The following is a 22717-nucleotide window of genomic DNA, read 5'->3' as shown; positions in this document are numbered from 1 at the left end:
TAGATATTTGAGTGTATGTGAAATTGTGCAGATATATGATTGTTGCAATCAATAGCTCAAAACATAAATTTTCTAAGCTTTAATTATCATTTCTGAAATGACAGGAGAAAAAAAAGAATCAAAATTTATAAAATTAATTACGGAATCAGCATTAATTATTTTTAGTGTTTTGTTGGCATTAATTATAAGTGAATGGAAAAATAATTACAATGAGAAGGTGCAGACGGAAAAAATGATGGCTAATCTTAAACAAGAAATAATAGATAACCAGAATTTTATCAGCTCCTTACTTCCTTATCACGAAAAAGTACATGAGAAACTAAATAACATTATTAAAACCGACTCCTTAGAGGAAAAACTCTTTGTAGATGACAGCTATTTTCTATGGGAGGTAGCACCTAATGGCATAATTCAAGGCACTCTAAACGATATAGTATGGTCTATTGCTAAAACTGACAAAATCACAAATAGAATTTCTTTAAAGAAATCTCGGATATTATATGAAGTATATGAACAACAAGCCATTATTGATTTCACGATAAGTAAAATAATAGATTTAATTACTTCAAGAGAAATCAACAGTAAGGTTTTACTCAAAGAAAATACAATCTTATTAAACTCCTTATTTAGAGAAGTCAGTACTCAAGAAAAACAATTAGATTACTACTACAAAAATGCAATAGAAATACTTAATGAAAATGAATAATGGGTAATCGTTGAGCAGATGAACTTTTTTTCTTGTTTACATAAATGAACTTTACTCGCATGGAATAAATGAGAAACGCAAAAGTTCATGATTACTCATACGTGTCGCATCTTTTACTACTAAAGAACTAAGCTAAAAATGAAATAAAAATCTAACTCATTTTATCTAAAAAAATACCGTTTGGTTTAATTTTTTAGCTATATCTAATGAATATGATTTTTATGACTGTGGTTTTCCCCCTACGCAAATATAATGTTAATTGTAAGTTTATTCTTTAGTGGTATATTAGTGAACAACTAAAATAAATTATTACATATATTCTTAAATATTGGGTGTGTATATGTAATTGTGTAATTATACGATTGTTAAACACTATAATAATAAACCATGAAAAATAACTTAATTCTAGTATTAACATTTGCCATATTTGGCTATGGAACCTCATTTGCTCAAGAGAAATTCATTGAAGTAATGGTAAAGGACACAGTAAGTTTAAAACCAATATCATATCAATATCAAATCTCTAGTGGACTTAAATTTGAGTATGACTATGAAAATCCAAATTCTAAGAATGAGTTTTCTGAAAAGCTTAAACAATCAGAAGATCAGATTGTTTCACTTCTTAAAAAATGGAATTATGATTACAGATTAAACGATAACCCTGAAGTTAATTTCGCTAAAGACCTGACGGATAAAACTAACTTCTTGGTAAAGCTTAAAGATTCAGTACTAAAAGAAGAATTTAAAGCAAGAATGATACAAGAAGGAATAGATTTCTACATAACTGAAGTTAAGTATGAAAACAAAGAAAATAAGATTAGAGAAATTTACACTCGACTATTGATAAAAGCCAAGGAGAGGGCTAGTCTAATTGCTGAATTAAGCGGAAGAAAATTAGGAGAGATTATTGAAGTTTCAGAATCAAAATCTGAATTCGGTGTAATTACTAGTTTTATTGAAAATTTCGCATATTCTCGTTCAAATGGGGGCTCTACAGCATCGTTTCAATTCAATGCCGGAGTTCTAGAAAAAAGTATTTTAGTAAAATACACTATAAAATAATCAAAACACTACTTAAAAAAGAAGGGCTTCTAAATGAAACAATTGTCTGTGTATTCTTGTGAATTCACTAAATACTTGAGGTTATACTTTTAACATTACAAAAAAAATTAAGAATTAAGCTGTGACTTCTTACGCACATGGAAATTTTTTTTATCTCAGCTCTGAGCTTAGCTAAATCATTATAATACATATGAAAAGAACAATAATACTTCTAATACTATCAGTTGGATTTTTAAGTTTTAATGAAAACCATAAGAATTCTACAAACAAAAAACTTACTGAAGTTGAGTTAAGTTTTATAAAGGAAAATTATAATTGGAAAGCCGAAGGGCTATTAATTGTCAATTTCCGGCAACCAAAAAGCAGTTGTCATTATGATAACTATAAAAATTTAAAAAATTCTTTAAAATGGTGGAGTGAATTTTATTCCAAAATGGACCTAGAGAATATCAGAAACATATATGTTTACTCTGAAGGCTTAAAAGCAAAAAAAATAATAGATTCTGAGAACCACTTTACCGACACTAATGATTTTTTCTTAAATCTTGCCTTTTCCAAAGACAAAACCTGTTATGGCGTTATAATAGTGAACGAAAAAGGTGAGTTTCGGACTAAAGTTGGAGAATATATAAATAAAGATATAGAAGAATTAATATCACAACTTGAATAATTAACCGCCACCACTTTTTACGAGTCCTATCTTCAATAAATTTAAAATACTAGCTTTATGAAAGTCCTAAAATCAAAAGTATGTAGGCTTTTTTGGAATCGCAATAGGAATCCCTCTTGTTTTAGCAACATTAATTTGATCCATTGCACTTAAACCAAAAGAAAGGAAGATCTTTATTTGAACTGAGAAAATACAAAAACCAAAAAATAGTGCTTACTATAACATGTTGCTAGAAAAACTAATAACACCTATAATCAATAAGAGTTCTAGTGCTCTAAACCAGAGTTTAAAGCTTCTATACAAAAAAACTAAATCGTCTCAAGAAACCTAAACATACTATGAGAATATATAGAACACTTCTAATTCTACTCCTCACAGTTGGATGTGCCGATAAGAACAATAAGGTTAATACTACAGAAAAAACAAATCAAGATGCAACTAGACTATCATGGATGACCGATGAAATGGTTGAAGAAATAAAAATTCGTGATGAAATTGTAAAAAACGAAGATTTTGAAAGTTTATTTTCTTTACATGACGATGGTGACTTTTCAATTGTATTGCATGAAATTCTCGTAAATCGATACGATAAAAACCCCAATGATTTAAGCCAGGTACAACTTAATTTGTTTTTATGTATGCATATGGAAAATGCTGGTCAGTCAGATACTATATTGACTTTTTTACAAGAATGGTTTCCGCAGTATAATGAACAAGTAATTATTTCTTTAAGAGAAATAGGTGCTTTTAAATCTTCAAGCATTATAAAACAAGCTGTAGAATTACTACCAAAAGACGGGAGTTGGTTTTTTAAAAGTTCAAACGAATCTTCTGAAAAAGTTATGATGGAACTAGGTAGAAATTTTTCGAGTTATCCAGATGGACCAATGAGCATTTTATATTATAAGTATGCGAACAAACATAGAAATGAAGTTGTAAAATGAAACCTACCTACATAGCAATATATTAAAAATGAATACCGAATTTCAAATAAAGGAAAATGGATTTGCTGAAATAAAAAAAGCATTGATTATTAAAACTATACCAGTTGCAATTTTAGCAGCAGGAACTGGATTAACTATCAGTCATATTAATTCAAACGGTCAAACAACCGATGTAAATGTATTATTGTTTTTAATTCCATTAGTCGTTGGAGCATTAGCTTTTGGATTATTTAAAGGGATTAATAGGCAAAAAGAATTATTTGAAAGTTACAAGTTGATTGTAAATGAATATGAAATAGTAAGAGAACAAAACAATACCCAGACTATTTCTATTCCTCGAAATGAAATTAAATCTATAATTAAAAATCCTAAAGGCATATTAACTATAGTCGGAAATTCATATACAGATGTTATCGGAGTTCCTTCTCAAATAAATAATTCAGAGAAACTTGAACAGGTATTATCTGAAATTAAACCTATAACGTATTCTGACAAAAAACCGCTATTCGAAAAATACAAAGGAGTATTAATTCTTATAGTACTAGGTTTAATGGCTACCGTATTTATCTCTACAAACAAATTATTAGTAGGTATTACTGGATCAATATTGATTTTATTTTTAGGATACTCATTTTATGAAGTTCGAAGAAATAAAAACATTGACAAGAAAACTAAAAATAGTATGTGGTGGTTACTACTTGTACTCTTCTCTGTAATTGGAAATATGTATTTCAAAATAACTGGAAAGCTATAATCTTGTTATTGACATTGTAATAAATCACAAATCCATTATCAAAAATAGAGCTTCTAATTAATGAGCACCAAACCACCGACCAAAAACACCTTGAAAATGACCTGGCAAACTTTTATCAGTAGTTCTTCATGGCGTTGGTTTAAGAAAGTAACTGTATTGATTATTTTCTCTTTGGTCATAAATCATCTAGCAGAGCGTGAAAGTTTCCCTGGCAGTGATTCTTATAGCTTCCCCATTGTAGGTTTTTTGGCATCTATTGTTTTATGCATTCTCATTGGCATCATAACCGAGGTTAATTTTCAATATTACAAGAAGAAGCATTTCTCTAAAAAAGTTGAAATGGCAACTATAGCATGGTTCATGGCTTCAACCTTAGGATATATTACACTCATGTATATTCCTGTAAATTTTATTTTTAGTCTAGTCGTAGATGGACAGATTGAGTTCTATTATTTATTAATAGGTTTACTGATTACCTTACTATTGAGTTTTATTCTTATAGGGTTGTCGTATGCCCAAGACGTGTACAATTTATATAAGTCATCTTTAAAAGATGCTGTGGTAACCATAGAAAGCGGTGCAAAAACTACAAAGCTCGCTTATGAAAATATTGCATGCTTTTACAGCGAAAACAAAGTTGTATTTGCTGTTAAAACTGATGGCACAACAATAAGCACTGATTTTATATTGAATGAGCTGGAAGAAAAAATAAATAATCAATTATTTTATAGAGCCAACCGGCAAATTATAGTTCACAAAGATGCTGTAGAAGAAATAGAAAAAATTGAAAATGGTAAACTACGTATTCAATTAAAAGCTGCTATTGAAAATGATGCTATTAAAGAAATAAACATAAGTCGGTACAAGCGAAAAGAATTTATGAATTGGTTTCAATCATAAACACCGACTATTCAGTTATTAATTTACTACCATTCAGTAACAACATAAGTATTTAAAAGGGGGTTCAGCGTTTTTGTTCATTAATTCGCTTAGAATTTAAAACCAACAATAATGAACAAAGTTACCTTACGTCAAATAGTAATTCCATTAATTACCGTTGCAGTCATTTGCTTTATATGGTTTGGACCTCTTAATTTAAGTTATATAGAAAACATTGTTATTTCTATAATAATCATCTTATCAAATTATATAGAATACAATGGGAAACCATTTTCAGCATTAGGCTTTCAACGAGAAAAGTTTACAGTCAAAAATATCTTTGTACTAGCGCCATTAGTTGCTTTAGGTCTCTTTACTTTTTATGTCTTTTTATTGGTTCCTACGATCACAAAACTCACAGGAGTTCCTATAGATTATTCAAGCTTTAAAGAATTAAAAGGAAATCTTCCCGCTTGCTTGATTGCTGTAGTAGTCGTGTGGGCTACTGCTGGGTTTGGAGAGGAAATTATCTTTCGTGGTTATTTCATGAAACAATTTATAAAATTCTTTGGAGAAAGCAAATTAAGTATTGTTCTTAATATTGTCTTGTTAGCTTGTTTTTTCGGCTTCATGCATAGTTATCAAGGAATAACCGGACAAATTGTTGCAGGCACCGTTGGAGGGCTCATAGCGCTGATATTCTACTTACGCAAATACGATTTATGGTTTGTAATTGCCGTACATGGTTTTTTTGACACCATATCGTTAATTTGTATTTACTACGGCTTGGCTTAATGGTAATTGGAAACAATAGGTACATTATAAATTAGCCTAATTATATATACTTAAATATCAAAAAACACTCATTAAACTTCTTATACTTTGTATTTTGTCGATACAACTGTGACTACCGCCGGTATTTTTAATAATTTACTTCACATTTTAGCAGTAAAAAATAGACTAGTTGGTCGGTTTGATGTTTTTGAGACTATTTCTCCTCTCAGTACTTATGATTACTAATTATATCATAATTGCAGATGCATAAAACATCTAAATTAGTTCCGCTGAACAGAAGTGAACTGTTGACTTAGCTTTAGTTTTATTAAATTACTTGTGAAAAGGTATAAACGTGCTTGAGTGCGTTTAGTGAATAGTTAGCCATTATAATTAAAATGAGATACAAATAAATTCTTACTTTCATCATTATGACCATGCTAAGCTTCATTTGTATTGGTCAAAATGGAATGGAGGAAAATCGTAGAGTTAAAAAATTAAAAGAATCTACTAAATTTAAGAATGATGAAATTTCAATTATTGCAAAAATTATAGATTCAACCAAAAACATAAATATTTATCTTATTAATAGAACAACAGATACTTTAAACATTTTTGGTGGATACAATGCTGAAATATTATTCAATAAAGAAATTAAAAATATTGATGGTATTTGGAAACCATTTGATCAATTATCAGAACGTACATATATCTGTGGAACGGGGTTAAGAACTATCAATTTATTTAAGGACTCATACACTTATGAAATTTATCATAAGAGAAAATATACTGGGAAATTAAATACAGAAATAAGATTTTCATTTAGGATTAAAGACTCATTAACCATTTATTCCAAACCTTTAGAAGTCAATGTTAATAGCGATTTACTTCTTAAACATTCTGATCGAATTAAAAAAATCCTATACAACAAGTTAAAACACAATGATACCTTAAGTACTATCGTCAAGGAAAAAATTATAAGCAAAATATTATCAATAAATTCTAGAGATGGTGATTATAAAGAATCAATTATTACTTGTAAAGAATACCTAGGTAGCAACCCGAATTCATTAAGAGTTAGATATGAATTAGGTCGGGTTATTTTTAAATATACTGCAAAGCATAGAAATCAATTAACGAAAGTACAGGTAAACACTTTATTAAGTTGGGCTATTAATGAACTAAAATCAATACCAAATTCTGATAATCCTATTTCAGAAAAATCAATAGAATCTATAGACTATTACAGTAAACTATTGCTATCTAAATCTGAATGGCATGAATTAATTCAGGAAGAATGTATAACTGAAAATGAATACTGTTTAGGCTATTTCAAAGAATTATCTGATCAAAAAATTAGTGTTTTATATAAAGATTAAATATTAAGAATTTATAATGTTTACGAGGTCTATTGAAATTATTTAAAACAATAAATACTCTCCCAAAAGCAATTAAAATCAAAAATACTACGCAGTAAGTCAAAAGCAAAATTGTGTTAATTTCCTACTTATTAGTATCTTACCTTTCTATGCCTGATAAAATACATCTTGAAAATATCTTGTTTTTAGATATAGAAACCGTACCTGAAAAGAGCTCATTTGACCAGTTAGATGAAACCACACAAGAACTGTGGGCACACAAATCTCAATACCAACGAAAGAACGATGTAACTGCAGAAGAGTTTTACGAAAGAGCTGGAATATGGGCTGAATTTGGTAAAATCATTTGCATATCTGTAGGCTACTTTACATTTAAAAAAGAGGAGCGTAGTTTTAGAATCACCACGTTTTATGGGGGAGAAGCGAAACTTCTACAAGATTTTAAAGACCTATTAAATGAGCATTTTAATCATGTTAAAAATGTGCTTTGTGCGCATAATGGCAAGGAATTCGATTTTCCGTACATTGCTAGAAGAATGATTATTCATGGTATATCGCTACCTCAAAAGTTAGATCTATTTGGCAAAAAACCATGGGAGATTCCGCATATAGACACCATGGAACTTTGGAAATTTGGTGACTACAAACATTATACTTCACTAAAACTTATGGCACATGTGTTGGGCATACCATCCCCTAAAGAAGATATTGACGGTAGCATGGTTAGGGTTGTGTATTATGAAGAAAACGATTTAAACCGTATTGTTACCTATTGCGAACTAGATGTACTAACCACTGCGCAAGTGTATTTAAGACTGCGAAATCAAGATCTTTTAACGGATAATGAAGTAAAGAAAGTAGCTAATGAATAGAAACACGTTAAAATTGAATCCACCCATATAAAAATAGCACTAATGATGTAATTTTGTTAGTAACAACATTTGTTCAAAAACGAGCCATACCTATGAAAAAAATCATCTTATTATTCTCTGTAGTTTTAGTACTGGCAAGCTGTTTACAAGAAAAGGAAATAAGTTCTATACACCCTGAAAACTGGGCGAAGAGAAAAATTACCATGAAGGTTCAAGATTCTTTAGAGTATGGTAAGTCTTATTTATCTATCTATTCTCAAATTTATAGTAGCTCTGAACATAAAACTCATAATTTAACCGCTATGGTAAGTTTACGAAATACAAGCGATGTCGATACTATTTATCTCTCTAAGGCCGAATATTTTGATACCCATGGTGTTTCGCTAAGAAATTACTTTAGCCATCCTATTTATTTGGCTCCTTTAGAAACGGCTGAAATTATTATCGACGAAATGGACGTTGAAGGAGGTACCGGTTCTAACTTTATTTTTGAATGGCAAGCACCTAAAGATTGCCCAGAGCCATTATTTGAAGGTATTATGAATTCTACCGTTGGTCAACAAGGACTTTCATTTACTACACAATCTAGAAGAATAAAATAGGGTTCTAGTACTTATAGAATTTCGTGCTTTTGCTTACGTCAGCATCTTGAATTTGTAAAATATACAAACCTGAAGGTAAGTCTGAAACGTTGATTCTAGCATCTGATGCTTTATCCATTTTCAATGCCACACCACCTGTACTCATTATTCTATAGGTAGTAGTATCAGACGTTTTTACATTCAACTGTATTTCATCTACCGCAGGGTTTGGATAAACACTAAACGGAATATTAGAATCTTCATTTAAAGCATGTAAGGTTTCTAACTCCGTATTTTCACCATTAAAAGTAAACGTAGCAACTTCGCTAAATTCAGAAGCGATGTTTTGTGAGCAGAACGTTCTTAATCTAAAAGAATAGGTAGTATCGATTAACAATCCCTTCCAGCTGAAGTTATTTACAGAAATGTATTCTGTAGACCATTCTTGTTGGTGAACTTCTTTATACTGAATTTCATAAAGTGCATCTTCTGAAGCATTCCAAGCTAATTTTACAGTGGTCATTTCAGTTTCATCAAGACCAACTTCTGGCGCATTTATAGAACAGGTTGTCATAGCAACACCCGAAACAATCAATGAAAAATCTTGCATAGCGTTTACAAGTTCACCTTTATGGGTAACAGTAATAGTATACGTACCATTTGCATTAGGTATTTCAACTCTTTCAAAAGGATCTACTTTATTATCGCCTTTTGTGGCTGCGCTAGCTGCCTGAGCAGGATTCAATTTCCAAGGTAAAAAAGTTTGTCCGTCTTTAGTAATTCTAATATCAAGATCATTTACCAAAGCCGCAGTTGTATTATTCAACGTACCAGAATTAATAAAACTAGATTGAACATCTGTCCAAGAAATTGAAGCGATCAATGTTTCGTTACCTTCTGCAGTTACATCAAAAGAAAATGAATTTCCGTTTTCTAATGTCTCTTCGGCAATGTGGCTAGAGAAATCTTTGTTATTTAAAACCTCAGCAGCGGTTTTCGAATTCATGATTCCCCATCCCATTTTATAATCTGGACCTAAATCGTCAATATCATCTGCAGTATGTAAAGCCAAACCTTTTAAAGTGGCTGCTTTCATATACGCACCATATAATTCTTTATTGTACTGTTGTAACAACAATAATGACCCAGTAACACCTGGTGTAGCCATAGAAGTACCAGAAGAAGTTTCATAACTAGTATTACTAGCCGCATCTGTAGAAAGAACAGCACCACCGTTACCAGCAATGTCTGGCTTTATTCTACCATCATCAACCGGACCAAAACTACTGTAGGTACAAACATCAGCAGTTTTTAAATTTCCGTTTCCATCAATCTTAGAATTGGCACCAGCAACAGTTATATTATTTTTTGAAATGGTAAAACCTAACAATACATCAAAACCATCAGCTGTTTTACCGTATGTAGGTTCTAAGTTATCTCTACTCTTTTGTGCATTACCTGCAGCAGTTACCATTAAGTAGTAAGGAGCGTTGTACATAATCTTGTCCCAATCTTGAGCCACTTTCGTATAAGCACCAAAATACCAGTCTGGAACACGATCAGCCTTAATACCGTAAGAGTGGTTAGAAAGTAGAAGTCCGTCAGCAGCAGCTTCTGTTACTTCAATCTTATCTCTTGTCCAATCATGCGATACTACATTAGCCATATTTGCTACACCTTTAGCATCCCTTTTAAGTCCTGTAGAAATTATACTTCCTGTAACATGGGTAGCATGTGTATCAACCTCAGCATTATCATCACCAATAGTAACCCTAGATGTATATTCAATATGATTTTCTAATGCTACACCAGCATCCCAAACACCAACTTTCATTCCATCTCCATCTAAGTGAAGTCCCATTAAACCATCTGTATTTAATGTACTTGCTCTAGAAACCAAACCAGCCTGATCAGAATAAGTTTCATAATATAGAGGACTACCATCTACCCCTATACCCTGTAATTCAATTTTTTTACCGTTCGCTAAAGTTTCTTTGATTTTCCAATTATTCAGTTTTGCTACCTCTTTAAGGTGAGTTCTTTCAAGAGCATAATCAGAAACCAAATTCGATTTGAAATTTGCCAATTCAGTCTTCTTATTATTAGCTGCAATTTTTAAACGTTCTTGCGAAGTTTGCGCAGTAACAACATTTGTTGCCAAGAACACAAAAAGGAGTAGTATTAAGACACTACTTTTACGGTAGATTAAGTTGTAGGTAGTCAACATAGGTTTAAAAATTGTAGGATTTGGACTACAAACATATTAACCTTGTTGAAGCTTTCGGTGAATGACCACTTTTATTCGACGAAATACTTAAACATAATGTTCAACCTGTTGTGAAAACATCATTTTATGATGTGTAGGATTTTTCTCTCGATATACGGTACTTTAAGAATTAAAGGTAAACATCGCATAAACCGGAAAATGATCGCTATAACCACCCATGTAACGATCAGATACAAATGTTCTATACGGCGTACCTTTATACTTACCTTTTTTCTCTTTTAAAGACTTATGATCAAAGATTGCTGCACTATCAAAACTATGTGTGCTCTTTTCATAATTGAAAAAAGAACTAGATAACAATATCTGATCAAACATATTCCATTTATTACCATATACAGAAGAGCCTTTACTATTAGGTATATGTATTTTCTCAAAAGGATTAAATAGACCAGCCCCTTCTGCCATAGTTTGAAGACTTGTTGACGACGGATCATCATTAAAATCGCCCATAACAATAATATTGGGGTCCAATTCGGTTTCCTTAATCATTTCAATTTTCTGAACTATTTCTTTGGCAGCAATAACCCGCTTGTATTCTGTCTCTACACCACCATCCCTTCTAGATGGCCAATGGTTTACAAAGACATGTACCAATTCTTTATTCAATTCTCCCTTTACATATAGTATATCTCTGGTTGTATCCCTAACTCCGCCGGCATTATCAACCAATAATAACAATGGTTCTGAATGTAAAACTTTAAAAAAGCGCTTTCGGTAAATAAGACCGGTATCTATACCACGTTCATCTGGTGAATCATAATGTATAAATCCATAATCTAAATCGTCCATAGCTTTGGTATCTAACAATGCTTTAAATACACTATTATTCTCAGCTTCGGCAACACCTATTAATACAGGCGGGTATGGGTGATCTTCTTCACCTATCTTAACTATAGTCTTAGAGAGTTTATCTAATTTACGCTGATATCGCTCTACGGTCCATTTTTTTGCACCATTAGGCGTATAATCTTTGTCTAAAATTTTGGTATTGCGCTCTGGATCAAATAGATTCTCTAAATTGTAGAATGCAATCGTATAACGCTGTTTTTTTGTCTTTTTCTTAAAGAATGGAAATCGCATGTATTATTTTAAGGAGAAACTAACTCTAGAGAAGCAAAGAGACATTTGGGGAAAATTAATTTAATATTCCCTTAGAAAGCTCCAGAGCACATAATCTCGATTATCGAGTCAATAAAAATACGAAATAGCTTATCGGTAAATGCTTAATTTTACACTTTACGGAATTTATGATAGAAAAGAAGAGTATAGATTATGAAAAAGCGGTTCTTATTGGTATCATCAATAAAGACCAAAATGAAGAAAAGGTCAAGGAATACCTAGATGAACTAGAGTTTCTTACCTATACTGCTGGTGGTGAAGTTTTAAAACGTTTTACCCAACGTATGGATATTCCAAACCCTAAGACCTTAATTGGTACTGGGAAAATGGAAGAAATTGAAAAATACGTTGATGAGCATGAAATTGGCTCGGTAATTTTCGATGATGAACTTACACCTGGTCAACAACGTAATATTGAAAAACAATTACGCTGCAAGATTATTGATCGTACTAGTTTAATCTTAGACATATTTGCCCAGCGTGCACAGACAAGTTATGCTAGAACACAGGTAGAACTTGCACAATATGAATACTTGCTACCAAGACTAACCGGCTTATGGACGCACCTTGAGCGCCAAAAAGGGGGTATTGGAATGCGTGGACCTGGAGAAACCGAAATTGAAACAGATAGACGTATAGTTCGTGACCGAATTACTTTACTAAAAAAGAAGCTTAAAAAAATTGATCGCCAAATGGAAACCCAAAGAGGTAACCGTGGTGCTTTGGTACGTGTGGCACTGGTAGGGTATACCAATGTTGGTAAGTCTACCTTAATGAATGTTATTAGTAAGAGTGATGTATTTGCCGAAAACAAGCTATTTGCTACATTAGATACCACAGTAAGAAAGGTTGTTATAGGAAATTTACCTTTTCTTTTAAGTGATACGGTAGGATTTATTAGAAAACTGCCTACACAGCTAGTAGAAAGCTTTAAAAGTACGTTAGACGAGGTTCGCGAGGCAGATTTATTATTACATGTAGTAGATATCTCTCACCCGCAGTTTGATGAGCATATAGAATCTGTTAATAAGATATTATCTGAAATCAAAAGTTCGGATAAGAAAACAATTATGATATTCAATAAGATTGATCAATACGAGCATGAAACCATTGATGATGATGATTTAATTACAGAACGTACCGGAAGACATTTTACCATTAATGACTGGAAACAAACTTGGATGGAAAAAGTGGGCGACCGTGCTATTTTTATATCTGCATTAAACAAAGAAAATCTAGATGAGTTTAGAAAACGTGTTTATGACGAGGTAAGAGACATTCATATTACTCGTTTTCCGTATAATAATTTTTTATATCCAGAACATTTAGACGAGTATTAGAACCCAATTATAATAAAATTTAGGTAGTTCATCGAAGAAATTAAACCGTTGGTAAATCTCACCACATTATGAGATCAGTTCACAACATAAATTGTTTGCAACAAGACCATATGAGTTAATTTTACAGTGTACTTAAGATAAGTCTTGACCCCAAATCGATATTTAACTTATGAAAACTAAAAAGTAAAACCCCAAATTTTACGATAATTACTTAACCGAAAAAAGCCCTCTAGATAGAGGGCTTTTTTATTATATACTATTTTCTAAAATTCTATCTAAGACTACAAAGAGTAGTTAAGACCGAATAAGAAGTACGTCTGTAACTTGTTATCAACCGTATCAAAATCAGTAGCAGTTTCGCCTAATGTACCAACTGCATAATTTACTGCTTCTTGCTTGTTATCACGTAAACCGAATTCAAACCCTAAACCAATACCATTCCATAATGTGTAACCAAAAGAGTTGATCCAAGTAGTATTAGAATAATTACCGCTCTTATAGCTTTGAAACATAGAAAGGTTAGATTTAAAATTAACTGCACCAATTTGCTTCGTATAATCAGCAACGATTTTAGCACCTAAAGAAGATTCAAATATAGAATCATCTTTACTAAATACAAAGTTGTAGTTTAATGGGTGAATTACAACAACTAAATCTGCAATAGGAGTCCAAGTAGCACCAACACCTAAATCAAGGTATCCTGGATCGTTAAAGTTATCTAGAATTGTAGTTCTGTATTCTGCTAAACCAGAAATAGCCCACTTTTCGTTCAGTTTTCTACCGTAAAGAGACGTAATATTAAATACATCTGTTCCTTGTTTGAAACTGTCATCATCAGTATCATCGTTCTTATCGTCGAACTTTACCCATGCTAAGTTTAAGTTACCAGAGTTTCTCCAAAAGAATTTCTCTTCGTTTAAATTTGCAAAAGCATTTACGGTTACACCAATGCTACCAGAAGATAAATCTGGAGTACCTTGTCCGTACCAGTTGTTAAAGCTACTTAAGTTAGCACCAATAGTACCAAATGCACCTTTTTTCCAACCTGGTAATGCATCTATTTCACCTTGAATAGCGTCAGCTCTTCCTTGAATAGCTGCGATAGAATCTTTCGCTGCACCTAATTGACCTTTTAGTTCCTCTTCTGTCTGAGAAAAACCTACAGTTGCAACAAATGCAAGAGCTAGAGTTAATACAATTTTCTTCATAATAATTAATGTTTATAATTTATAGTGGCGCAAAGGTAATAATACTTGAGAACTTCTTTAAGCACGATTATGTTATTTTCTTTTATATAATGGCACAGAAGAACAAGCTTCGCCATACATAATAGACTTTGCAACAGGTTTTAAACGCTCTGCGAGAAACAGATATGCGTTAGCAGGCACAGGTTTTTTACTGCATCCTTTTATAATAATTAACTTATCTTGATACTCAGAAACATCAATATTGTCAATAATAGACTGATAAATACTGGTTTCTAAATCTACTAAAGTACCTTGAATTGCCTTTTTTGCTATACCACTAAGCTTTACACTTAATAATAAATATGCCCAACCAGGTACGATAGCATCGGTAGAACATTGCATAGCTACATAAGCACCCTCATACTGAGACCAATCATGTGCATCAGCAAAAGCCCTAAATTCCTTTTCCTTTAGTATAAAACCTTCAAAAAGCCAGTCTTTAATATCTAGCACTACCCTATTACCTTTAGGGTAGTAATCTTCTAAGTTAAAAGTAATCAGTTTGCTCTGGGCAACTTTATTTACGATTTCATCTTGCATACCAGCATGTTTAGAATCAGCATTAAGCCAAAACGATTAAAGAAGTCCTAATTCTAATTTTGCTTCTTCGCTCATTAAATCTTGTGTCCAAGGTGGATCAAATGTAATTTCTACCTCAGCATCTTTAATAGCATTTAAAGATTTCACTTTCTCCTCAACTTCTGCAGGTAAACTTTCAGCAACCGGACAGTTAGGTGATGTAAGTGTCATTAAAATCTTAACCTCATTATCTTCATTCACCAGAACATCATAGATTAATCCTAATTCATAGATATCTACAGGAATTTCTGGATCATATATGGTCTTTAAAATCTTAACAATTTTCTCCCCTAACTCTGCGCTGTCTTCAGCTATATTTTCATCACTCATAATCTTCTAGTCTTCAATTTGTGTTTGATACGCTACTGCGTATAACTTTAATTGTTTGATCATACTAACCAAACCGTTTGCCCTTGTAGGCGACAAATGCTCTTTTAACCCAATTTCATCAATAAAATCCGTATCGGCATCTAAAATATCTTGTGGTTTTTGGTTACTAAATGCACGTATTAAAATGGCAATAATCCCTTTTGTAATAATAGCATCACTATCTGCAGTGAAGACCAATTTATTATCTTCTAACTCGGCATGTACCCAAACCTTACTTTGACAACCTTTAATAATGTTATCGTCAGTCTTAAACTCTTCGTTAATTAATGGAAGTGACTTGCCAAGATCGATCATGTACTCATAGCGCTGCATCCAATCATCGAACATAGAAAATTCATCTATAATCTCTTCCTGTATCTCTTTAATTTCCATTGCTATATTTTACACAAAATTACAACAAGTAACTGTGCTAATCAACAGTTTTGGCAATAGCTATAATTTTATCAATTATAGGAACCAATTCTTTAGGAGGGTTACCTTCATCAAATGGTTCTGATTTATAAGAATGATTGATAGTCGTTACGGTTAATGTTGCTATTCTTACTTTATCACTTTTATTATCGTCACTCGGTGGAACTAAATTTTCCAAAGCGACTAAATCAACTAATTCTATATACTTAACTAATATTCCCCAATCTTCATTAGAAACTTCTTTTAAATTTTGATTGCCAACAGTACCTGTAGTAGAGACAATAACCTTGTTTTCGCTGACTATACATATAAAGCTAGAACCTCTAGTTATAGCTTCATATTTATATTGAACGACTACATCTTCTTTATTTTTATTTTCTACACAGTTATTTATAAATAACAGTGCGATAAGTAATGTTACTGTTTTCATTAAACATACATTTAGAGTTAATAATACAAAAAGGACACCCAATAGGTGTCCTTTTATAATAAGCTTAGGATTAATGTTAGTTTACAAATCCTTCTTTTGATCCTCCAGCAACAAATAGTGCTCTCATACGATCATTTTGACCAGAAGTAAACATATACATACAATCATCTTGTACATAATCCATATAGTTCATAGTCATGTCGGTAGATCTACAATTAACTGTTGGGTAAGAAGGACAGTTATAATTAGGAGCATCAGAAGTTGGAGTATCCGCAACAAAATCATCTCTATTACATCTTCCATCACCCCAAATATGACGTAAATTTAACCAGTGACCTACTTCATGGGTTGCAGTACGCCCTTTTCCGTACACACCGCCATTATTAGTTTCACCAAAGAAATCTGTACCAATTACAACACCATCTGTTGCATTAGATCCTCCCGGAAATTGTGCATAACCTAAAATTCCACCTCCAATTTCGCAAACCCATAGATTTAAATTTCTGGTAGCGTCAGTTGGTGCAATCCCACCTTGAGATGGTATTTTCATAGCATCATTAGTTCCCCATGATGCTTTTGTATTTGTAATTCTGTTTACAGAACCTAAAACAAATGTTACATCAACATCGGCAACCAAACCAGAAAACTCTGAAGGTACACTAGATGTATTTGTATTATTATTCTGAAAATCCTCATTTAGAATTCTAATTTGAGAATTAATTTGATTTTGAGTAACCTGCCCTGCAAATTGCTCAATGATATTGATTACTACAGGAATTGTAATTGTTCCTTCATAAATAGAAGGAGTAGTTCCACCACCACCAGAACCTCCACCTGGTTTACCTTTTCCTTGATTTTTTAACGCAATGGCTTTACGAGTATTATACTCAATATCATACATCTTCTTTTCTAAACCTTTGTTCTTAGCTAGCCTGTATTCTAAATTTTTCATAGAAACACATTTCTCAAAGCTATTGGCAGATTTACCCGCTAAATCATCTGAATCAACATATAGCGTAAAATCACTCATGTCGACTTGAACTTCTTGTGCCTCTATTTCTGTATTGAATTCAGTGGAGGAATCATTTTCGCAGGATAAAAGGAATGCTCCCATTATAGCTACGCTCAAAATTACTTTTTTCATAAATAGTTAATGTTATATAATTAGTGTTTCCCTAATATATAAAATATTAACAGTATCTTAAAGAAATGTTATGAAAATACTGCTAAAGGAGCATACTTTTCGCTTTTAAAACACCAGCAACAAGTATATCTACTTCTTCTTTGGTATTATAAAAAGCAAAACTAGCCCGTACGGTGCCAGGTATTTTAAAGAAATCCATAATAGGTTGTGCACAATGGTGTCCTGTACGTACTGCAATACCCAACTTATCTAAAATACTACCTATATCATATGGGTGAATACCTTCTATATTGAATGAAATAACAGAAGTCTTGTTTTTAGCCGTACCGTAAATTTTGAGTCCGTCTATCTTCAGCAATTCTTGCGTGGCATAGTCTAGCAATTCGTGCTCATACTTGGCAATTTCATCAAAGCCAATAGCATTCATATAATCTAGTGCAGCACCAAAAGCGATACCACCACAGATATTAGGCGTGCCAGCTTCAAATTTATGCGGTAGATCGGCATAAGTAGTTTTCTCAAAGGTAACCTCGGCAATCATTTCGCCACCACCTTGATACGGTGGTAATTTATTTAACCACTCTTCTTTACCATATAACATACCTTCACCTGTTGGACCACATATTTTATGTGCAGAACAGGTATAAAAATCAACATCTAAAGCTTGAACATCTGTTACCAAATGCGGAGCAGCCTGCGCACCGTCGATTAAAACCGCAGCACCTACTTTATGTGCTTTTTCTATAATTTCTTCAATAGGATTAATAGTACCTAACGCATTAGAAATATGGTTACAGAAAACCAGTTTAGTTTTATCTGAAAGTAATTCATCATACACATCCATTCGCAATTCCCCTTCTTGGTTCATTGGAATCACTTTTAAGATTGCTCCAGTACGCTCACATAACATTTGCCAAGGCACAATGTTAGAATGATGCTCCATTGCAGAAACTAAAACCTCATCTCCTTTTTTAATCAAGGCAGAGAATCCGTTAGCAACTAGATTTATACTGTGGGTAGTTCCCGAAGTGAATATAATTTCATAAGACTTCGCAGCATTAAAATGCTTTTGAATCTTTATTCTTGCTTGCTCGTATTTATCAGTCGCTTCTTGAGAAAGCGTATGAACCCCACGGTGAATATTTGCATTGTAGTTTTGATAATAATCTACAATGACATCTATAACCTGCTGCGGAGTTTGCGAAGTAGCGGCATTGTCTAAATAGACCAATGGCTTACCGTTTACCTGACGCTTAAGAATTGGAAAATCTTCTCTTATTTTTTTAATATCTAACATAGTCAATCTTCTTATATACAAAGATACCCGATAATGAAAACATATATATTATTGAATACTGATTTAGTTCTAGGTCAGTTTAAAATAAAAAAGGATAGCTAAATAATTAACTATCCTTATTATATACTTTTCACTTAAAATATCTTACAAATCAAACCCAAGGTTTACCCCTAGTTTCTTAGCAATCAATTTATTTATTCTAGCTTTTAGTTCAGGAATACGAACTGTAGATAATACATTATTAGCAAATGCATACATCAATAATGCTCTTGCTTCTTTCTTTGGTATACCTCTAGACTGTAAATAGAATAAGGCATCCTCATCTAACTGACCAATAGTACAACCGTGAGAACATTTTACATCATCGGCAAAAATCTCTAACTGAGGTTTTGAATTGATGCTTGCTTTATCACTAATAAGAATATTATTATTCTTTTGAAAAGCATTTGTCTTTTGAGCAATTTTATCTACGATGATTTTACCATTAAAAACACCTGTAGAGCTGTCGCCATAAATTCCCTTATAATCTTGATGACTTTCACAATTAGGTTGCATATGATGCACTAATGTGTAATGGTCAACGTGTTGTTTTTCTCCAAGAATAGTAACACCATTCATAGTAGAATCTATATACTCACCGTTTTGATAAAAGTTAAGATTGTTACGCGTCAATTTACCACCAAAAGAGAAGGTATGAACGTTAACAACACTTTTGTCTTTTTGGTCAACATACGTGTTATCGATCAATGAAGCCGTAGCTGCATCGTTCTGAATTTTATAAAAGTCAACAATAGCACTTTTTGCAGCGAATATTTCGGTTACTGCGTTAGTAAGTGTGTCGTTTGATGTTAAACTCTGGTGACGCTCAATAATTTGAACCTCAGCATTTTCTTCTACTACAATTAAATTTCTTGGTTGTAATAAAAGAGAAGCCTCATTACCGGTAGAGAAGTGTAATATCTCAATTGGTTTTTTAGGCATTTTATTCTTCGGAATGTAAATGTAAGCCCCTTCTCTACTAAACGCAGTGTTTAAAGTGGTTAACGACTCATCTTTAGATGCAATTTTGTTAAAATATACATCAATAACCTGCTTGTACATTGGCTTTGTAAGCGCTGCACTCATTAAGCAGATATCTACACCATCATGTGTAGTTTCAGATAAGTAAGAACTGTAAATACCATCAACGAAAACAATTTTATAGGTATCGATTTCGTGAATGAAATAACGCTTTACATCTTTATACTCCAGCGCATTTTCTTCTTTTGGGAAGATGCTGAAATCTATTTTTTGTAAACTATTTAATGAAGTATATTTCCAAGCTTCTTCCTTTTTAGAGGGAAACCCTTTTTCCTCAAAGTTTTTTATAGCTGCCATACGAACGTCGTGTACCGGATGTTCAACATCCACGTTGTTCTCAAACGCCATAAAAGAGGAAATCAATTTATCTTTTAAATCCATATTTTTTCAGTTGCCAGTTTGCAGTAGCAGTTGGCAGTTCGTAATCTCTAATTACTGCCACTGAATACTGTATACTTAATTACACCGCTGTTTCTTGCTTTAACCAGTCGTATCCTTTTTCTTCAAGCTCTAGAGCAAGTTCTTTACCACCAGATTTTACAATTTTACCATTATGTAAAACGTGAACAAAATCAGGTACGATATACTCCAATAAACGTTGGTAGTGCGTAATTAATATTACAGCGTTATCCTTACTTTTTAGTTTGTTAACTCCGCTAGCAACAATACGTAAAGCATCGATATCCAATCCAGAATCGGTTTCATCTAAAATTGCAACCTTTGGCTCTAACATAGCCATTTGAAAAATCTCGTTTCTCTTTTTCTCACCACCAGAAAAACCTTCGTTCAATGATCTAGATAAGAACTTACGGTCAATTTCTAATAACTCAGATTTTTCACGAATCAGCTTCAACATATCCTTGGCAGGCATATCTTCAAGACCTTTAGCCTTACGAGTTTCGTTAATTGCAGTTTTCATAAAGTTGGTTACAGAAACACCCGGGATCTCAACTGGATATTGAAAAGAAAGAAAAACACCCTTGTGTGCTCTTTCTTCTGGAGAAACTTCTTCTAAATCTTCACCACTTAATTCAATTGAACCTTGAGTAACCTCAAAACGCTCGTTTCCGGCAATTACAGAAGCTAATGTACTTTTACCAGAACCGTTAGGTCCCATTATAGCATGTACTTCACCTGCTTTAATCTCTAGGTTTATTCCTCTTAATATCTCCTTATCATCTACGCTAGCATGTAGATCTTTAATTTTCAACATAATATGTTACTTTAAATATTGTGGCGCCTATGGCGTTTTACTAAAATCTTAATTACTTATTATCCTACAGAACCTTCTAAACTAATTTCCAATAATTTTTGTGCCTCAACAGCAAATTCCATTGGTAGTTTATTTAATACTTCTTTACTAAAGCCATTTACAATTAATGCAATCGCTTTCTCTGTTGGTATACCTCTTTGGTTACAGTAGAAAATTTGATCTTCACCAATTTTACTAGTTGTAGCCTCGTGTTCTATCATTGCCGTCTTATTCTTTGCTTCGATATACGGGAAGGTATGTGCACCACATTCGTTACCCATTAACAAAGAATCGCATTGAGAGAAGTTACGCGCACCATCGGCACGGCTATTGATCTGTACCAAACCACGGTAACTATTTTGAGATTTACCTGCAGAAATACCTTTTGATATAATGGTACTCTTAGTGTTTTTACCAAGATGAATCATTTTGGTACCTGTATCTGCTTGTTGGTAATTGTTCGTTACGGCTATAGAATAGAATTCACCAATAGAGTTATCTCCTTTTAAAATACAAGAAGGATATTTCCATGTTACTGCAGAACCTGTTTCAACTTGTGTCCAAGAAACTTTAGCGTTTTTCTCGCAAATAGCTCTTTTCGTAACAAAGTTAAATACACCACCTTTACCCTCGCTATTACCAGGATACCAGTTTTGAACGGTAGAATATTTTATTTCAGCACCATCTAGAGCAATTAGCTCTACTACAGCTGCGTGTAATTGATTTTCATCTCTAGAAGGAGCGGTACAACCTTCTAAATAACTTACATAACTATCTTCATCTGCAATAAGCAACGTACGCTCAAATTGACCTGTACCTGCTTGATTAATTCTAAAATACGTAGATAGCTCCATTGGGCATCTTACCCCTTTTGGTATATAACAAAAAGAACCATCTGTAAATACCGCAGAATTTAGAGCAGCATAAAAATTATCTTTTTGTGGCACAACAGTACCCATATACTTCTTCACCAACTCCGGGTGTTCTTTTATAGCCTCTGAAATAGGCATAAAAATAATTCCCTTTTCTGCCAATGTCTTTTTAAAAGTCGTTGCCACAGAAACAGAATCTACAACAATATCGACAGCTACATTTTGTAATTTCTTTTGCTCGTCAACAGAAATACCAAGCTTACGATACATTTCTAACAAATCTGGATCTACATCATCTAATGTTTTGTTTGGATCAGCAGATTTTGGTGCGGAATAATAACTGATTTTCTGAAAATCTGGTTTTTCATAATGCACATTTGCCCACGTAGGTTCTTCCATACTTTCCCAAATACGAAAAGCTTCTAAACGCCAAAGTGTCATCCACTCAGGCTCTTCTTTTTTCTTTGAAATCGCAATAACAATTTCTTCGCTTAACCCAATAGGAAATGTATCAGATTCTATATCTGTGTAGAAACCATACTCATACTCTTTGGTTTCCAATTCTTTCTTTAATTCTTCTTCTGTATATGCCATATATTTTATGTAATAAGTAAAAAATAAATGAGTTAAAAACTTACTCAAATATCA

Annotated in this window: 23 protein-coding genes; 11 read left to right on the top strand and 12 right to left on the bottom strand. The window is 32.7% G+C overall.

The window, feature by feature from the left end; translation table 11 throughout:
- Positions 1 to 97: 97 nt before the first annotated feature.
- The 10 genes from BUC31_RS04525 to BUC31_RS04480 all read left to right on the top strand — a co-directional run bounded on the left by BUC31_RS04525 (position 98) and on the right by BUC31_RS04480 (position 8642).
- Positions 98 to 706 (top strand): hypothetical protein, encoded by a 609-nt coding sequence (locus BUC31_RS04525; protein WP_073241660.1) that lies wholly within the window; start codon positions 98 to 100, stop codon positions 704 to 706.
- 387 nt (positions 707 to 1093) lie between these two features.
- Entirely contained in the window at positions 1094 to 1768 is a 675-nt protein-coding gene (locus BUC31_RS04520; RefSeq protein ID WP_073241652.1) for a hypothetical protein, read from the top strand.
- 190 nt (positions 1769 to 1958) lie between these two features.
- Positions 1959 to 2438 carry a hypothetical protein gene (locus BUC31_RS04515; RefSeq protein WP_073241650.1) on the top strand — a complete coding sequence of 160 codons (480 nt, stop codon included), beginning with the start codon at positions 1959 to 1961 and terminating at the stop codon, positions 2436 to 2438.
- Between the two features lie 338 nt (positions 2439 to 2776).
- On the top strand, positions 2777 to 3382 hold the full coding sequence (locus BUC31_RS04510) for a DMP19 family protein (RefSeq protein ID WP_244534003.1): 606 nt from the start codon (positions 2777 to 2779) through the stop codon (positions 3380 to 3382).
- Positions 3383 to 3410: 28 nt separating this feature from the next.
- Positions 3411 to 4136, top strand: a complete 726-nt coding sequence (locus BUC31_RS04505) for a DUF805 domain-containing protein (RefSeq protein ID WP_073241645.1) — start codon at positions 3411 to 3413, stop codon at positions 4134 to 4136.
- Positions 4137 to 4196: 60 nt separating this feature from the next.
- The gene (locus tag BUC31_RS04500; RefSeq protein WP_073241643.1) at positions 4197 to 5036 is read left to right on the top strand and encodes a LytR/AlgR family response regulator transcription factor; all 840 of its coding nucleotides are present in this window, start codon (positions 4197 to 4199) and stop codon (positions 5034 to 5036) included.
- A gap of 111 nt (positions 5037 to 5147) precedes the next feature.
- Positions 5148 to 5810 (top strand): CPBP family intramembrane glutamic endopeptidase, encoded by a 663-nt coding sequence (locus BUC31_RS04495; RefSeq protein ID WP_073241641.1) that lies wholly within the window; start codon positions 5148 to 5150, stop codon positions 5808 to 5810.
- A gap of 410 nt (positions 5811 to 6220) precedes the next feature.
- On the top strand, positions 6221 to 7168 hold the full coding sequence (locus BUC31_RS04490) for a hypothetical protein (protein ID WP_139251891.1): 948 nt from the start codon (positions 6221 to 6223) through the stop codon (positions 7166 to 7168).
- Positions 7169 to 7317: 149 nt separating this feature from the next.
- Entirely contained in the window at positions 7318 to 8040 is a 723-nt protein-coding gene (locus tag BUC31_RS04485; protein WP_073241638.1) for a 3'-5' exonuclease, read from the top strand.
- Positions 8041 to 8132: 92 nt separating this feature from the next.
- A complete protein-coding gene (locus BUC31_RS04480; protein WP_073241636.1) occupies positions 8133 to 8642 on the top strand; it encodes a DUF3124 domain-containing protein in 510 nt (169 codons plus the stop codon).
- 4 nt (positions 8643 to 8646) lie between these two features.
- On the opposite strand, the gene BUC31_RS04475 is transcribed toward BUC31_RS04480, so the two are convergent.
- Entirely contained in the window at positions 8647 to 10848 is a 2202-nt protein-coding gene (locus BUC31_RS04475; protein WP_073241634.1) for a S8 family serine peptidase, read from the bottom strand.
- A 162-nt stretch (positions 10849 to 11010) separates the two neighbouring features.
- Positions 11011 to 11988 (bottom strand): endonuclease/exonuclease/phosphatase family protein, encoded by a 978-nt coding sequence (locus BUC31_RS04470; protein ID WP_073241632.1) that lies wholly within the window; start codon positions 11986 to 11988, stop codon positions 11011 to 11013.
- Positions 11989 to 12155: 167 nt separating this feature from the next.
- On the opposite strand from BUC31_RS04470, the gene hflX reads away from it, so the two are divergent.
- Positions 12156 to 13367, top strand: a complete 1212-nt coding sequence (gene hflX / locus BUC31_RS04465) for a GTPase HflX (protein WP_073241631.1) — start codon at positions 12156 to 12158, stop codon at positions 13365 to 13367.
- Positions 13368 to 13648: 281 nt separating this feature from the next.
- Here hflX and BUC31_RS04460 read toward each other — a convergent pair whose 3' ends face one another.
- The 10 genes from BUC31_RS04460 to sufB form a co-directional block, all read right to left on the bottom strand.
- Positions 13649 to 14575, bottom strand: a complete 927-nt coding sequence (locus tag BUC31_RS04460; protein WP_073241629.1) for a DUF3078 domain-containing protein — start codon at positions 14573 to 14575, stop codon at positions 13649 to 13651.
- A 72-nt stretch (positions 14576 to 14647) separates the two neighbouring features.
- Entirely contained in the window at positions 14648 to 15154 is a 507-nt protein-coding gene (locus tag BUC31_RS04455; protein WP_073241627.1) for a DUF2480 family protein, read from the bottom strand.
- A 36-nt stretch (positions 15155 to 15190) separates the two neighbouring features.
- Positions 15191 to 15523, bottom strand: coding sequence for an SUF system Fe-S cluster assembly protein (locus BUC31_RS04450; RefSeq protein WP_073241624.1), 333 nt, complete (start codon positions 15521 to 15523; stop codon positions 15191 to 15193).
- A gap of 6 nt (positions 15524 to 15529) precedes the next feature.
- On the bottom strand, positions 15530 to 15955 hold the full coding sequence (locus BUC31_RS04445; RefSeq protein ID WP_073241622.1) for a SufE family protein: 426 nt from the start codon (positions 15953 to 15955) through the stop codon (positions 15530 to 15532).
- A gap of 37 nt (positions 15956 to 15992) precedes the next feature.
- Positions 15993 to 16424, bottom strand: coding sequence for a hypothetical protein (locus tag BUC31_RS04440; RefSeq protein ID WP_073241620.1), 432 nt, complete (start codon positions 16422 to 16424; stop codon positions 15993 to 15995).
- A 76-nt stretch (positions 16425 to 16500) separates the two neighbouring features.
- Positions 16501 to 17568 carry a zinc metalloprotease gene (locus BUC31_RS04435; protein WP_073241619.1) on the bottom strand — a complete coding sequence of 356 codons (1068 nt, stop codon included), beginning with the start codon at positions 17566 to 17568 and terminating at the stop codon, positions 16501 to 16503.
- An 82-nt stretch (positions 17569 to 17650) separates the two neighbouring features.
- Complete coding sequence (locus BUC31_RS04430; RefSeq protein WP_073241617.1) at positions 17651 to 18865, bottom strand: aminotransferase class V-fold PLP-dependent enzyme; 1215 nt, start codon at positions 18863 to 18865, stop codon at positions 17651 to 17653.
- 144 nt (positions 18866 to 19009) lie between these two features.
- Positions 19010 to 20326 (bottom strand): Fe-S cluster assembly protein SufD, encoded by a 1317-nt coding sequence (gene sufD / locus BUC31_RS04425; RefSeq protein ID WP_073241615.1) that lies wholly within the window; start codon positions 20324 to 20326, stop codon positions 19010 to 19012.
- Between the two features lie 79 nt (positions 20327 to 20405).
- Positions 20406 to 21158 carry a Fe-S cluster assembly ATPase SufC gene (gene sufC, locus BUC31_RS04420; RefSeq protein WP_073241613.1) on the bottom strand — a complete coding sequence of 251 codons (753 nt, stop codon included), beginning with the start codon at positions 21156 to 21158 and terminating at the stop codon, positions 20406 to 20408.
- A gap of 59 nt (positions 21159 to 21217) precedes the next feature.
- Positions 21218 to 22663: a Fe-S cluster assembly protein SufB gene (sufB, locus tag BUC31_RS04415; RefSeq protein ID WP_073241611.1), complete on the bottom strand. Its 1446-nt coding sequence runs from the start codon at positions 22661 to 22663 to the stop codon at positions 21218 to 21220.
- Between the last annotated feature and the right edge of the window lie 54 nt (positions 22664 to 22717).

The organism is Maribacter aquivivus, assembly GCF_900142175.1.
Taxonomy (GTDB): domain Bacteria; phylum Bacteroidota; class Bacteroidia; order Flavobacteriales; family Flavobacteriaceae; genus Maribacter; species Maribacter aquivivus.
This window is presented reverse-complemented; position numbering and strand designations above follow the sequence as displayed.